The following is a 15,252-nucleotide window of genomic DNA, read 5'->3' as shown; positions in this document are numbered from 1 at the left end:
GTTTTACTTGCGGAAAAGAGAGAGAAGAACTCTGTGTCCTCCGTGTCCTCTGTGGTGAAATATAAATTCTCATTAATAAAACAACCAATCCATCGTTTCTTCATCCCCGGCAAGCCCAGCATTACGCACTTTCGTTTCTGCAGCCGTGAATCCCAACACTTGCAGATAGCCTTTGGGTAACATCAACGTATGCTTTCCAGCCGGAAAACTATATGCATGCACATTTGCCAAAGGCATTCCATTGATACGGACAGCATTCGTCAATACAGGTTCCGCCTGACCGTAATCATTGGCTGACGCATCGATTTCCAGTTTCGGAGCTTTTGCATACTTTTTCTGGTCGTCTTTGAAATAAGCGACTAACAATTTCACCGGAGCATCCGTTTCGAAAGTGATGCTTGTGCCTTTCTCTCTCTGCTCATTTCCATTAAAGCGGAGCGCCTTCATTCCTTTCAATTCCGGAGCTACTGCTTCTATCTTACCTGGAACATCCACAAATAAAGAAATACCCTCATCTACTTTCACTGTCGGATAATTAGAGATCAGTTTCACGTTTGCAGGAGTCCAGGCAGCAATCTCGACAGTTTCAGTCACTGCGTTTCCATTCTGTTTTTCTTTCAACAAAGCGAGGTTGGCTTTGAAATTCTCCAATTCCTTCTCATAGTGTACCAGCAGTTCTTTCCATGTCTTGTTCTTTCCATCATCTCCACCGATAGGAATACGACGTTGGGCAGTCTGCATACTGTTGGCATACAAGTAATGTTCGTCCGTCAGTTCCACCAATTTGCGATAGTGCTCTAGGCTTTGTTCCATCAAAGGAATAGCTTCTTCAAGATTCTTAATCTCTTTTCCCCATTGATAATCCAATACCAGTTTGGCAGCTTTCACTTTCAGGTTGAACGCATACGCAAATTCACGATAACAATGCATATCATTCTGCAAACGTGCAAATTCATCCTTATTTGAAGAGACGGAACCTGCTGCTTTATCAATAGCCGCTACTGCTTTATCTCCATGTTCTATTACTTGAGCAACAATATCCAAAGGCATTTCACCTACATGAGGTTGCTTTTTCCATTCTTTTTCTACATACTCTATCAGCTTCTCTCCTTCTGGTCCGCAGCTTTCATAGAATCCCGGATAAATCGTATATTTGTACGGATTGACAAGCTGACTCATAAACATACCCAGTAATAACGTTTGGCGATTTCCCTCTGTGATACCGAAACGACGTAACAACTTCGGAGCAATTTCCCCGCTTTCTTCGTATGCTACACGGATATTACTTGCGTTTTCGTCAGAGGTTCCGTAGAACTTGCCCAACTGATGGTTCCAGTAACCCATTTCATCTGTACGGTCGCGGTGGCAGTTCCACGCATAGCGTCCCCAGGTCTGATACCAGATCCAATCACGATCCAACTGGAATTCGCGTTCATTGTTCGGTAATTTGTCCGCCGTATAAGGCCAATCCCAATATGAAGCCTGCGGATAAAGGTGTAACGCATTGGCACCGTGTACATTGTGCATGGCAGTGACCGCCTTTTGTACGAAATCTGGAGAACCCCAGCGAAACGGTTCCAAATTTGCCAGGATATGTACGTTACTGATATGAATGGAACCCAACGAACTCAAATCCGTATGAATTTTCGACCAGGGGCCACGAGGTTCGTAGGTAGTCAACGATTCACCATTGTACTTATGCATCGTATAAAGATTCTTATAGAGCGGCAAAGCAGCATCCATCACCAGTTTGCAGTCCGTGTCGTGCGCACGCAACAAAAGAGGCGGTTCATCCGTACGTCCCAATGCCTGTAATCCGTCTTTCACTCCCGGAATTATTGTTTTGGTAAACCATTCCACATCGTCCTCCACTGTACACATCGCTTCACCCAGACAAACCAGTAATCCTACATTGGGATACTTTTCAATGAAAGCGGCAATACTCTTGCGTGTATAATCGGCAATCAGAGGAGTAATGGGACGGTTACGGTCCTGTGTTTTCAGTCCGTAATGTTCAGCAAAAGGTTTGGAAAGAATGATATTATAAAACATCTGTATGACAAAGATACCGCGTTTGTCCGCTTCTTCTGTGAGGAAAGAGAACATTTCTTCGTTCATTTTGAAAGTTTCTTCATCTACTTCCAGTGCAAACGGATAATCTTCCAGTTTCACCAATGACGCAAACGGATGGCCATTCCAAAGGTACAGTGAATTCATGCGGTTGGCAACCAGCATATCCAAGTATTTAATCCACTGTTCTTTATCATAAAACCAGGGGAAACTTTCCGGCGTATACGGATATTCGTATACACCATGTCCCGGCAGGTAGGTCATCTTCTGTAATCCTACACATGCACCACGCAATACCATTTCAGGACCGTCTTTCAGTTCCTCCGGGAAGTTCAACTTACCATCCGAATCATTCACACGGTCAATCAGTTCACGGCATCCGTAAATGACACCACTCCCATCCCTGCCGGACACTCTGGTCAGATTGCCCGTCGTCGAAATATGAAAACCTTCTTTCTTGAGCGTCGTGTCATTTACTTCCGTCAAGAGAATCGTTTTGATTTCGGGATCGGAGAATGTCGTGTCTCCCTGTTGCATCATTACCTGATAACCGGCTTTATCCAAGGTAGTCTGTAACTGCTCCGCACCAAACAGAACACGATTTGACGCATCCGGCGGAGTCATAATCTTCACGGTTTGCCTGCCACACGCTGCCAAAAAAAGTGTGCATGCCGCAAACATGAATAATCTGGTATTTTTCATTCTTCTGATATATATTATAGATTATATAATTCACTTCTTCACTAAGAGAAAGACGAAATAATCCCCTGTTTGTACTCATTTGTCTCTTTTTCCACTTTTCAGCACCAAATTTCCACTTTCATCCTGCTGTGATATGCAAATTCCTCATTATTTAAAAGTTATGCTTATCTTTGCCGGCTAGCTTATAATATAAAACAGAAAACAAGAGCAAACAATATGAAAGAACAAACAAATTATGACTATGAAAAATACGTTCAGATAGCACAAATGGCCAAAATGGGATGGTGGGAGTCAGATTTGAAAAATAAAGAATATATCTGCTCTGACTTTATTGTTGACTTACTCGGCCTTGAAAGTAACCGCATCAGTTTCACCGAATTTCACCAAAGAATACGTGAAGATCACCGGCTGCGTCTTAAAAATGAATATATGTCTCTTTCTTATCTGGAGACATACGAACAAATGTTCCCAATCCGGGCAAAAGACGGGGAAATATGGGTGTACTCTAAGATTAATTTCCAAAAGCCCGATAAAGAGGGATATAGGAATATGACGGGCTTTCTGCAATATATTGACAGACCGATCGATACTACGAATGAAAACATTGATTTCTTTCAAGTGAGCAATCTGCTTTACCAACAAACTAATATTTCATATTCATTGCTTGCTTTTCTGCAATGTGATGATGTCACTCAAGTGGTTAACAAGACATTAGGAGATCTCCTCAACCAGTTTTTGGGCGATCGTATCTATATCTTCGAAATAAACAGAAAAGAACAACGCCAGGATTGCACTTATGAGGTTACCGCCGAAGGAATATCCAAGGAACAGGAATTCTTGAGCAATATTCCCTGGGACCCTTCTACCTGGTGGAACCATCAGATAGCCGAAAGAAGAGCTATCATTCTGAACACGTTGGACGACATGCCCGAAGAAGCTGCGGAATATCGTCAGACATTGGAAATGCAGGATATCAAATCGCTGATGGTAGTTCCGCTAATCTCTAAAGAAGAGGTATGGGGCTATATGGGAATTGATATGGTAAGAACGCAGCGTAGCTGGAGCAATGTGGATTATCAATGCTTCTCCTCTCTTGCTAATATTATCAGTATTTGCATCGAATTGCGAAAGTCGGAATTACAAGCCAAAGAAGATCGTCTTGCTTTGGACAACAGCGAGAAGATATTGAGAAACATCTATAAGAACCTTCCGGCAGGCGTCGAACTTTATGACAAAGACGGTTATCTGGTAGATATTAATGATAAAGAGCTTGAAATATTCGGCTTGTCTGACAAGAATGAAGCATTGGGAGTTAATCTGTTCGACAATCCCAATATTCCTTTAGAGGTTAAAGAGAGATTGAGAGCGAAAGAAGATGTAAACTTCTCCATCAATTATGACTTCTCAAAAATAAATCAATATGTAGATAGCCGGAGAAATGGGATTATTAATCTTACTACTAAGGTTACTGCTCTCTATGATTCTCAAAATCGATTTATCAACTATCTGTTTATCAATATAGATACAACGGAAACGACCAATGCATACACTAAGATACAGGAGTTTGAGAATCTGTTTCTTCTAATCGGTGATTATGCCAAGGTAGGATTTGCTCATTTCAATGTATTGACAAGAGACGGATATGCCCAAGATACATGGTACAGGAATTTGGGTGAAAAAGAAGGTACTCCCATGCCACAGGTTATTGGAGTATATGCACATGTAGTTCCTGAAGATCAGGCTGTTCTGAAAAACTTTGTAGGTGAAGTGAAAACGGGAAAGGCAACCAGTTTGCGTAAAGAAGTTCGTGTATGCAGGGAGAATGGCAAATATACATGGACCAGCATCAATGTGATGGTCAGGGATTACCGTCCGCAAGACGGCATTATTGAGATGTTGTGTATCAATTATGACATCACGCCTTTGAAAGAAACTGAACAGAAATTGATTATTGCCCGCGATAAAGCGGAAGAACTGGATCGTCTGAAGTCGGCTTTCCTAGCTAACATGAGTCATGAGATCCGTACTCCTCTCAATGCTATTGTCGGTTTTTCCAGTCTTCTGGCAGAAACGGACAGCAGAAACGAACGGCAGGAATATATCAAGATTGTGCAAGAGAATAATGAACTTCTCTTGCAACTGATATCGGATATTCTCGATCTTTCGAAAATCGAAGCGGGAACATTTAATTTTGTATATACCAATGTGGATGTAAATGAGACGTGTGCTGAAATCATCAAATCAATGAGTATGAAAGTGAGTAAAGGTGTTGAATTGATTTTTGAGGAACCACTGCCGGAATGTTATCTCTACACTGACAAAAACAGATTCACTCAAGTTATCAGTAACTTTATAAATAACGCATTAAAGTTCACCCAGCAAGGCTGTATCACCCTGGGATATGAACAAGTATCCCATCAGAAAATAAAATTCTATGTGCGCGACACCGGAATGGGAATACCGGAAGAAAAGCAAAAGAGTATATTCGAACGTTTTGTGAAGCTCAATACCTTTGTTCAGGGTACAGGACTTGGACTTTCTATCTGCAAAAGCATTGTTTCCCAAATGGGAGGAGAAATTGGCGTGGATTCGACCGAAGGAATAGGTTCCTGCTTCTGGTTTACACATCCGTACCATGCTGCTGACTAGACTGACCATAAGTGAAGAGGGGATTCAATGAATAATAGTTAATACTTATAATAATGAATAACCTCCAACAAGGAAAAAAGAATTGTATCTTTGCATTCCATTATTATCATTATTATGCAAAAGTATATAGAAACACCTCGTCTGATTCTCCGCGACTGGAAAGAAGAAGACATCCCGTTTTTTGCCCGTATGAATGCCGATCCGAATGTGATGGAGTTTTTTCTTAGTTCATTGTCATCGGAAGAATCATTTGCCTTTTATCAGCGTATTCAAAATGAGTTCCAAACCTGTGGCTTCGGTTTGTATGCTGTAGAACGAAAAGAAGATCATGCTTTTATGGGCTATACCGGACTACATCAGATTGCATTTGATGTAGACTTTGCTCCGGGCATAGAAATAGGCTGGCGGTTAGCACACGAATATTGGGGACAGGGTTATGCTCCTGAAGCTGCAACAGCTTGTTTGGAATATACACGCAATAAAACGGATATAAAAGAACTCTTTTCTTTTACTTCCCTTCTCAACCAACGGTCAGAACGTGTAATGCAGAAAATAGGAATGGAACGAGTGAGGGAATTCGATCATCCGCTTGTCCCTGGTGAGCATCCGTTGTGCAGGCATGTGTTGTATCACATCAAATTTTAAAATGCTATTGACTTTCCTCTTTTAATTTCGTATATTTGCAATAACCAATTAGCAGACAACAGATATGATATATACAAAAATAAAGACATAAAGAGAATTTACAGAAACATAAATATGTGTCTGAAAGAATAGAAATGGGGTGGAATCTACATGGATTTCACCCCATTTTGTTTAATATATTCGTGCCTACTTAGTGAATTATCCCGAATATCGTTTATTATAAATGTAAGACCCGTTTATAATAAACTGTTTCATTATTTATTAAAAATGCAAATTGAGTTTATCAGCATCCTGTATAATAAAAAGAAAACAGTTTAAGAGTAAGAATAGTACGAATGCAATATTCACAAATATATCTATACATTTGAGATAATAAATGAGCTTTACACTAATATTCTTTTCTTCTTATTACTCATAACAACCCAAACTATAACTATCATTGTATTACTCCATATTATCCGTTTTAGGTCTTAAAAAGTAGATTTGTAGCCCTAATGCAAGTGCAACGACAATACTAAGCATAGCAAATCCTTCGCCCAGACTTCCACCGTCCGTCCATTTTCCCAATAATTGAGTTACTGCAGCTCCTGCAAAAACTCCTGTCATATTCATAATACCATATGCCGTCCCCCTATATTTAGCAGAAACGAACTGGCATAGAATAGGCATATTGTTGGCATCGAAAATACCAAAGCCGATGCCGAACAACAATCCTGCACCTATTACGCTAATGAAACCGTGTCCGAAACCTAACAATAACAGTGCGGGGATAGTCATCCCCAGTCCGATTGCCCCTGTGTAGACACGTCCGCGGATATTCTTCAGCACCCATCTATCCGACAAGAATCCTCCCAATATTACTCCGACAAATGAAGATAGAGCAATGGTAATCGTAGATATTGGTCCTGCCTGTGACATCGGAATATCCAGATTCTCCGCAAATAGCGTTGGCAACCAGTTCTTTGTAGCCCACCCCGGTAAACTTGGAGCCGCAAAATAAAATAATATCACCCAAAAAGAAATATTTGAAAATAACAGTAACAGCCCTTTTCCAATTGAATTCCCCTTGCTAATGCCATTAGCAACAACCTTTTCTATTTTCATTCGGACAGGATTCTCATGCAGGAAAAAGATAAGAACCACAGAATAAGCAATACCTACAATGCCAAACCAGTGAAAAGTGCTCTGCCAGGAAAATGCAGCGGCTGCCGTAGCTCCAAACCCACCGATTGCCTGACCGACATACAGTCCGGTCATGTGAACTCCAATTGCCAATGAGCGTGATTTGTCCCGATGCCAATCCGCTATCAAGGACAGAGCGGAAGGAATATACAATGCTTCACTAATCCCCATCACTGCACGCAAACCATATAATTGCTCAAACGTCGTGGCATATCCCATCAGGAATGTTACAGCCGACCAAACAAACAAGCTTCCGACGATTAACCATTTACGACTAAGCCTGTCTGCAATAATTCCGGCAACCGGGCTCATAAAGCCGTAAATCCAAAGAAAGACTGCCATTAATGCACCGAAAGCTTCTGCCTTCGTCAGTTCTACAATATCTATTTTCATTGCTTCCTGCATTGTAGAAAGCATTTGTCTATCCATGTAGTTGAGCAACGCTACTACCCAAAGCAACGCAACCACTACCCATGGATAAATATTTTTATTTTTCATGGTAGTTGTATTTAAAAGATTTTTGAGACTGTTTACTTAGACTTTTACTTTAGCTATCAGTTTGCGTATCCAGCCTTTACCGATAGCCGGAGCATGGGGGTCCTCCGGATATACAATGACGAATTGTCCGGGCAAGAGATTGATGAAAGTAGTAGGAACGTCACCATATAGGGCACAATCACTCTTTTTATCATAAGCTTGCCTTTCCACTTTTAATTCTTCCAAGGCTTTCCAGCCAATGGTTTCTTTGCCTTCAAGCAATATGTGCACATCAATATAATCGTGATGCAGTTCTAATAAACGCTTTCCTTCAGGAATACATTCGGGATAGATATTATTGACAATCAGATTATCACCATCCAGTCTGATAGTTCCCAGTTCCTCGTGCAACAGATCGTGCGATTTCACATAATCGAAAAGCTGTTTGAACAACGGGTGAAGTTTCTCCACCCGTTGGCTATTTTGTAAATTGGATACAATCATCTTATTTCTTTTTTTATTTCAGACATTATTTCCTCACAAAGCATATATCCTTTTGTCATCATGCGAGGGATATGAAAAGGTCCTTTAAATAAATTTCCTTTTGCCGGCTGGGCGACTGTTCCATCCCGATGGAGATAGCCATACCACTCTCCGTATTCTTTGTCCGGGAAATGTGTATATGTCCACTCGCTGATTTGTTGATGCATCTTCAGGTATTTCTCTTCTTTCGTCATCAGATAGGCATACAGGGTAGCGATAATTGCTTCTGTTTGCGGCCACCAGAATTTCATATCCTGCGCATAGTCCTGCGAAGGAAGATTCCTGCAATCTTTGAAATTGATAATACCGCCGAATTCTTTATCCCAGCCCCACTCCCATGACCAGTCCAGAATCTTCAGCCCCAGTTCTTTTATGTTTTGATCCCTTCCCCGGAGCTTGGATTCTTCCAGCAAAAACCAAGCTGTTTCGATACAATGCCCCGGATTGATGGTACGCCCCATATTGGAGTCTATAAATTCTCCGTTCGGTCCTACGGTTTCCAATAATGCCTTGAACTCCGGATGTAGGAAATCTTTTTCCAGACAGCTAATGGACTCGTCAATCTGCCGTGTCAGACATTCGTCTTGAATAGCTTCCCTGATTCGGGAAGCTACGTTTATCAATATCATGGTGATGGAATGTCCTTTCATGGGGAGCGTATCTGTATATTTGGGAGCAAGCAGTCCGGGAGTTTGCAGGAAATATTGCATACGTTTGAACAGTTCGAGTGCCTTCACCGCATACGTCTTATCCCCCGACGCTATCGAATATTCGGACATCGCTATGGCTGCAAATGACTCGGAGAAAATATAACGGCGCTTACGTAAAGGGCGACCGTCCGCTGTCACTTCAAAATACATACGCCCATCCGAATCAAAGCAATACTTCTCTATAAAGTCTAGTGTGCTTTTTGCGGCTTGCAACCATGCCGGATTCTTTTCTATATGATTATAGGCATAGGAACAAGTAAATGCAAAACGCCCCTGAAACCAAACGGATTTTGTACTATCCATTAATGCACCGTCGCGATCTACACAAGTATATATACCACCATTCACTCTATCCAGTCCATACTTTATCCAAAAGGGCATGATATTATTCTGCATATCATCCTTATAGGTATTAGCCCATTGTTGTATATAGTCAGTAATATTCTTCATACGTCCTCCTGTTAGAATTTATTGCAACGTTCGAAGAAACGGATTTCTTCCAGTTCCGCTTTCATTTGTTTTTCTTCGTCAGCGGTCATGTTTTGGAAAGGAGTACGGTTGCCGCCCAAATCAAGTCCGATAAGCTTCATGATACGTTTGCCACCAACAATATTCCCACGGAAATGGCAGATTACGTTAATCACTTCCTGAGAGAAGTTTTGCAATTCACGGGCTTGCTCCAATTCACCGGCTTTCCAGGCATCAATGATACCTACCAGGTTTATACCGTTATAGTTGGTCGTTCCGCCGATTCCGCCTTGCGCCCCTCCCATTGCGAGACAAGGAAGAATGGTTTCATCCTGCCCGTGAAGCATATCGAACTTGCCGTCTTTATACAAACGACATTGATTGTATTCATACAGGCTTTCGAAGGTATATTTGATTCCCGTAAAATTGGGAATACGGTTTTCAACAGCTTTCAGGAAAGCAAGCATCGATAAGAATGCTCCATTGAATGCAGGAATGTGATAATAATAGAAGGGCAGCTTCGGTGCTCCGGCAGCGATTTCTTCGCAGTACTTTACCAATTCTTCTATTCGTCCTATTTTCGGGAAAGGAGGTGCCATTGCACCAATTCCCCAAGCTCCGATTTTCTGGGCATGTTCCGCCAGCATCCGGCTTGACTTTACGCAGCAACTCCCCACGTGTACAATAACCTTAAAACCATCCGGTGCAACTTCCATCCAACGTTCTGCCAACTTCATTCGTTCTTCATCAGTCAACATATACCCTTCTCCAGAAGAACCGTTGATGAAAACACCTTTCAAGCCATTTTTTACAAGTAGCTTTGCATAGGCTTCGATTGGTTCATAATTTACTTCTCCATTTTCATAAAACGGAGTAAAAGGAGCATTGATTAATCCTATAATCTTTTCCATAATACAGTTTCTTTTTTTAAGTTTAATATATTTAGTTATTTTTCAATTTATCCATGGGGGTATCTATACCCTCGTCTGATAGTCCCGGTCCTCCACCGCCGGTATATCCACCACTTTCGCCTGTTTGCCATGCCGAAATCCAAAATGCATAGATATCCGCCTGATTCAGATAAAACTTCAACCGGACTGTTTTCCCCACCAGTGATGTTACGCCTGGATGTTTTTCCCATGAAATCATCTGTTTCGTTTTATCCGATTTTTTCATTGATATGCAGTCTTTCTTTGTAAATCCTTCCATTGGCTGACCGTTATCATCCAACACTTCTACCGCTAAAGTTCCCTTCACATCTGCATTTACAAACAAATAGTTTCCATTTGCCGGAATCTGAGTTTTTATTTCTATATATCCTTCTTTTCTTCCTGCCCGCATCGAAACAAAACCATCACGACGAAGCATCGCAAGTCCTGTGGCAAAATTGGAATCATGTTTCGGCTTGCTGTTATAGCGTCCACTGACATAAAAATAAAGAGAGTCTCCGACTATCAGAGGGCTACCCGCAGTAGACTGTACATTGCCTGCATTCCATGCATGAAAGTCCTCACTGACAGGAAGAAATGGTTTCTTGTTTTCCCGGTTCCAATGAAAACCGTCTTTGCTCCAACCTATCAGGACTTCATTCCTTTTTTGAATGTTCAGACTGTCACAAACATTGTTCTCCGGTCCCTGCCAAACGGTGAAGTAGCCTAATATACAGCCCTCATACGGCATTGCTTCATGATTGTATATCTGTGGACGCAGTTCGGGAAATTGAGGATGACGCGGGTCATCGGCATCGGCATTAAACCAATAACGGATAAACTTATCACTCTTGTTGTCATATATCCTATGTGCCAGGCTAACCAGCATTTCCGGATCTTCATGTTCCAAATAATTGCGTGAACGCCTATACACTCCATTTATGGTTTTCAATGACAGGACATATTTCTTGCGAAACGGGTCGTAATAAGCCGCACAACGGTCGTACAATTCTCCCGAAAGAGCTTTCGGCTCACTCCAATGGATTCCGTCAGAAGAATATTTGAGTTTCATGCTGACTGTGAAGCGATTATTAAATTCTACAACAAACATTTTATAACGCTTCGTCCGGTCTTTCTCAAATTTATCAAGCAACACGGAAACGCAATCATGCTCTAATGTATCTACGATATTGGTTCCCGGAACAACGTCCAGCTCCGGTTTTATCCAGACTTTCCCGTCGGACGACTCTGCATAGCAAGTGACGAGTCCTAATAACTTTCCGCCACCGGCAGAATACCACATCTTGAATTTATGTTCTTCTTCATCATACCATACGCCACCGCTGAATGGAGCGGCATAAGGGTCGCCATTTATATTCAATTCCCATTTTTTATCAGCTTTCAAAACAGGATTGCCAGAATAATAGATGGGCGAATGATGTATTCGTTGCAGATTTGTTTTCTCAATGAATGTTGTATCCACAAAAAGGATACGTCCTGTTTGCCCGCATACCGAAACATTGCACATTAATAATAAGAAAACTGCCAATAAAGAATATTTCTTCATAATCGTCGACATTTTAAACTACTTACTTTTGCAAACCTGTCCGTTGCGGATTCTGGCCTTTCATCGGCCATCCAGAGTTCGCATAGGAAGTAGCTCCAGATGAGATACATACCATATCAGATGCACCTGCAACAGCTTCAATGCCGACATATAAATATCCTCTTGAATCCATTACCGGACTGGAAGTACATTTAACGCCTAACTCTGCGGATGCAAGTAAACTACCGTCTTGTTTCACTATATAATAGACGGCTTTGTTCGAGATGATATGGATATATCCTCTGTTATCGATGATTGGTACGCAGTTGTTAACGTCCTCCGTTGTAGCATAATGCCATTTTAAAGAACCGTCCGAATTCAAAGCGAAAACACCTGCCGAAGCTTCACCGGCAACAGCATTTCCACCGTTGGCATAAAGCGTTCCATCCGTACCAATCACAACACCACCGTTGACAATGGCTCCCGGAGTCTTGTACACCCATTTTTCCGTTCCGTCAGGATTCAGAGCTATGATAGCGCCACCTGATGTCAGTTCGGCTATGGTATAAATGGTTCCATCCGCTCCTATCGTATAAGAATTTCCTTTCAATGCTGTACCACCCAAATCTTTCTGATAGACAAACTTTTGAGTACCGGTAGCAAAATCATAACCGAAATATCCCGTATTCTTGGAAGAGCCGAAATAGACAGTTCCGTCTTTGGACAGAGACATACCGGACAACACTTCTACATCTAAAGCTATTTCTTTGACTATATCACCGGCAGGACTTAATACGATTATTTTCTTTCCTCTATGTCCGAAGTAAATATTACCGGATGCATCAATAGCCGGAGTGACAGCATACAAATTAGAATCGGCAGCTTTGTATGCCCATTTTCTGCTACCATTACTTCCTACAGCAAATAAAAACAAAGCACGGGGGTGTTCAGCAGTAGCTGGCTTCAAATCACGAACCACAATATACACATCTCCATTCGGTCCTACTGCCGGACTTGCATATACCATACTTGCCCCTCCGCCCGGATTCAGTTCATTCATATTGGCAGTTACGTCAAATGCCCATTTCTGTGTTCCGTTTTCTGTATCATAAGCATAAAGTTTCACGTCAAATGCTCCTGTGGAAGTCTGGTCGGTAATCATATAAACCGTTTTACCGTCAGCCGACAATGCGGGTGAGACTGTACTTTCAATAGGTCCGCCCATTTCTTTCTGCCACATTACATTGATTGCTTTAGCCGGGTCTAAGATGGTAAGGTCCTTCTTAGCTGTGGCGCTCAAGCCGTTATCATCAGTCACCGTCAGTTTAATGGTAAATGTACCGTCCGACGGATAAACGAAAGTTGGATTCTGTTCCGTCGAGACGGATTTTTTTGCATCGCCAAACTCCCATAACCATGCTACTATCCGGCTTCCTTCATCGGGTATGGAAGCATCTTTAAAAACAGCAGTCTGTCCCAGTTCATACATATTCTCACCAATGGTGAAGTCTGCCTTTGCCGCAGTGTGATAATATACTTTATCCTCTTCGCAAGAAGAAAATGCAAGAATACAAATCAATGATAATAAATAAGCTAATCTGTTCATAGTATTCATTTTTTAATTGGTTTTATCTATTCCGGAAATATTCAACCCGGGACCTCCGCCAGCGGTGTATCCCATACTCTCTCCATTCGCAGAAGGAGAAATCCAAAAAGCAAATATTTCACCGTTATCAATATAGAATTTCACTTTCAGTTGTTTGTTCTTCAAAGAGGCTAATGAAGCGTTGCCTGTCCATTCTATCTTCGCTTTTACATTATCCCCTTTAAAGGCTTTGCACTCATCTTTTGAGAATCCTTCGATTACTTTATTATTGGGATCTAAAAGTTCCACTTTCATTTCTCCCGTGACATTGGCATTGACAAAGAAGTACGAACCGTCAAATTTCAGTAAGGAAGTTTGCAACTCTCCTGTTCCTTTCATAGATGCAAATCCATCGCGACGAAGCATGGCAAGCCCGGTAGTGGTAATCTCTTGAGTGCCTCTCAAACGATGACCGCTCAGATAGAAATAGAGTTTGTCACCTACTATTAACGGTGCTCCGGCTACGGATTGCAGGTTACCTTGATTCCATGCGTCCGAGGTGGTCGTATTTACGGCATGGAAAGGATTCATATCCTCACGGAACCAACTGTAACCGTCACGGCTATATCCTACCATAACTTGATTTCTCTTGATTACGTTGTCCGAAGCACAAACATCATTTTCCGGCCCTTGCCAAACGGAGAAGAATCCCAGCATAATGCTTTCATAAGGCGTGGCATCCTGATTATATATCGCAGGCGCTATATTCGGATAGTCTGTATGGTGTTGCTCATTAGCCCACGGACCAAACCAGAATGCACTCAATAATGCTTCCGCTTTCTTTGTTCCGGCTTCCGGATCGGTGTTTTCATTATAATCCCTCGCACGTACCAGCTTATTCGCATCCACCCGAACATTATGCCGCATACTATATACCCAAACGTTTCTGAAAGGATTTTTATATACTGTTGAACGGTCGGCAATCGGTTCCGATTGAACTGCGGCACGCCAGACTTTGCCGTCCGGGGAAGTCTTGTAATGGTATCTCCATTTCCCGGATTCACGGGCAACTAAAAACATCTTGTATCTTTTCGAAGCATTACTTTCCTGTTTATCCAGCCAAATAACAGACGCGTCACGTTCTGAGTTATAGTCAACGATATTTGTTCCGGCTACAACGGAAAGAGTGGGTTTTGTCCAGTGAATACCGTCCGTTGATTCCGCATAACAAGTCACTCCTGCTCCGCTAGTTGCATAGGAGCCACCACCTGCCATGTACCACATTTTGTATTTTCCTTCCTTTTCGTCATACCATACCCCGTCGCTGAAAGGAGCGGCGAATGCCGCACCTTTTGTTCCAGTTTTCTCCCAATCCTGTTCTGGTGTCAGTATCGGATTGCCTGAATAATATTCAGGATAATAGAACGTACGTTTCAGATTAGTGGATTCTATCAGGAAATTGTCTACAAATAACTGGCGTCCTACCGAGATATTAATAACAGAAGGTTTATCCGACAGATAAAAAGGTGACATTCCTTTTTCCAGTTCAGACGAAGATGAACGTACCGGCGGCCACTGTTCGGGCAGACGAATACCATTGTACAATAGCCGTGAATCTACCGGCTCTTCGCAAGGGGGAGCCACTACCGGGGGATTATTATCTCCATCCGGAGTATCATCACTGCCACCGCAAGCTATCAGCATACAAGGCAGGAAAAATAGTAATGTATAAAATAAACGTTTCAT

Annotated in this window: 10 protein-coding genes; 2 read left to right on the top strand and 8 right to left on the bottom strand. The window is 42.0% G+C overall.

All coding sequences use genetic code 11. The annotated features are described in order from the left end of the window. Positions 1 to 72: 72 nt before the first annotated feature. Entirely contained in the window at positions 73 to 2,772 is a 2,700-nt protein-coding gene (locus KQP79_RS02075; protein WP_061448336.1) for a hypothetical protein, read from the bottom strand. A gap of 216 nt (positions 2,773 to 2,988) precedes the next feature. Between KQP79_RS02075 and KQP79_RS02070 the strand changes: the two genes are divergently transcribed. Together KQP79_RS02070 and KQP79_RS02065 are read left to right on the top strand one after the other, a co-directional pair. After that, entirely contained in the window at positions 2,989 to 5,421 is a 2,433-nt protein-coding gene (locus KQP79_RS02070; protein ID WP_061448335.1) for an ATP-binding protein, read from the top strand. Positions 5,422 to 5,535: 114 nt separating this feature from the next. Then, on the top strand, positions 5,536 to 6,066 hold the full coding sequence (locus KQP79_RS02065; RefSeq protein WP_061448334.1) for a GNAT family N-acetyltransferase: 531 nt from the start codon (positions 5,536 to 5,538) through the stop codon (positions 6,064 to 6,066). A gap of 444 nt (positions 6,067 to 6,510) precedes the next feature. Here KQP79_RS02065 and KQP79_RS02060 read toward each other — a convergent pair whose 3' ends face one another. From KQP79_RS02060 to KQP79_RS02030, 7 genes are read right to left on the bottom strand one after another with little or no spacing between them, the layout of a single operon-like run. After that, on the bottom strand, positions 6,511 to 7,746 hold the full coding sequence (locus KQP79_RS02060) for an MFS transporter (protein WP_061448333.1): 1,236 nt from the start codon (positions 7,744 to 7,746) through the stop codon (positions 6,511 to 6,513). A gap of 36 nt (positions 7,747 to 7,782) precedes the next feature. Further along, positions 7,783 to 8,229, bottom strand: coding sequence for a YhcH/YjgK/YiaL family protein (locus KQP79_RS02055; protein ID WP_004296059.1), 447 nt, complete (start codon positions 8,227 to 8,229; stop codon positions 7,783 to 7,785). Next, positions 8,226 to 9,428: an AGE family epimerase/isomerase gene (locus KQP79_RS02050; RefSeq protein ID WP_009039610.1), complete on the bottom strand. Its 1,203-nt coding sequence runs from the start codon at positions 9,426 to 9,428 to the stop codon at positions 8,226 to 8,228. Before KQP79_RS02050 ends, KQP79_RS02055 begins: the two co-directional genes overlap by 4 nt. Positions 9,429 to 9,439: 11 nt before the next feature. Further along, a complete protein-coding gene (locus KQP79_RS02045; RefSeq protein ID WP_009039611.1) occupies positions 9,440 to 10,357 on the bottom strand; it encodes a dihydrodipicolinate synthase family protein in 918 nt (305 codons plus the stop codon). A gap of 31 nt (positions 10,358 to 10,388) precedes the next feature. Beyond that, positions 10,389 to 11,942: a hypothetical protein gene (locus tag KQP79_RS02040; RefSeq protein ID WP_015531070.1), complete on the bottom strand. Its 1,554-nt coding sequence runs from the start codon at positions 11,940 to 11,942 to the stop codon at positions 10,389 to 10,391. Between the two features lie 22 nt (positions 11,943 to 11,964). Then, entirely contained in the window at positions 11,965 to 13,536 is a 1,572-nt protein-coding gene (locus KQP79_RS02035; protein WP_008775735.1) for a PQQ-binding-like beta-propeller repeat protein, read from the bottom strand. A 3-nt stretch (positions 13,537 to 13,539) separates the two neighbouring features. After that, on the bottom strand, positions 13,540 to 15,252 hold the full coding sequence (locus KQP79_RS02030; protein WP_061448365.1) for a hypothetical protein: 1,713 nt from the start codon (positions 15,250 to 15,252) through the stop codon (positions 13,540 to 13,542).

Origin of the sequence: Bacteroides sp. DH3716P (genome assembly GCF_025914115.1) — a bacterium.
GTDB lineage: Bacteria > Bacteroidota > Bacteroidia > Bacteroidales > Bacteroidaceae > Bacteroides > Bacteroides ovatus.
Note: the sequence above shows the minus strand (reverse complement) of the source record. Positions and strands in the feature narration are given on the sequence as shown.

What these genes read in the sequence shown, in the direction of transcription:
- KQP79_RS02055 (WP_004296059.1), bottom strand. Translation starts at nt 8,229, where the DNA reads ATGATTGTATCCAATTTACAAAATAGCCAACGGGTGGAGAAACTTCAC.
- KQP79_RS02040 (WP_015531070.1), bottom strand. Translation starts at nt 11,942, where the DNA reads ATGAAGAAATATTCTTTATTGGCAGTTTTCTTATTATTAATGTGCAAT.
- KQP79_RS02035 (WP_008775735.1), bottom strand. Translation starts at nt 13,536, where the DNA reads ATGAATACTATGAACAGATTAGCTTATTTATTATCATTGATTTGTATT.
- KQP79_RS02060 (WP_061448333.1), bottom strand. Translation starts at nt 7,746, where the DNA reads ATGAAAAATAAAAATATTTATCCATGGGTAGTGGTTGCGTTGCTTTGG.
- KQP79_RS02070 (WP_061448335.1), top strand. Translation starts at nt 2,989, where the DNA reads ATGAAAGAACAAACAAATTATGACTATGAAAAATACGTTCAGATAGCA.
- KQP79_RS02075 (WP_061448336.1), bottom strand. Translation starts at nt 2,772, where the DNA reads ATGAAAAATACCAGATTATTCATGTTTGCGGCATGCACACTTTTTTTG.
- KQP79_RS02030 (WP_061448365.1), bottom strand. Translation starts at nt 15,252, where the DNA reads ATGAAACGTTTATTTTATACATTACTATTTTTCCTGCCTTGTATGCTG.
- KQP79_RS02065 (WP_061448334.1), top strand. Translation starts at nt 5,536, where the DNA reads ATGCAAAAGTATATAGAAACACCTCGTCTGATTCTCCGCGACTGGAAA.
- KQP79_RS02050 (WP_009039610.1), bottom strand. Translation starts at nt 9,428, where the DNA reads ATGAAGAATATTACTGACTATATACAACAATGGGCTAATACCTATAAG.
- KQP79_RS02045 (WP_009039611.1), bottom strand. Translation starts at nt 10,357, where the DNA reads ATGGAAAAGATTATAGGATTAATCAATGCTCCTTTTACTCCGTTTTAT.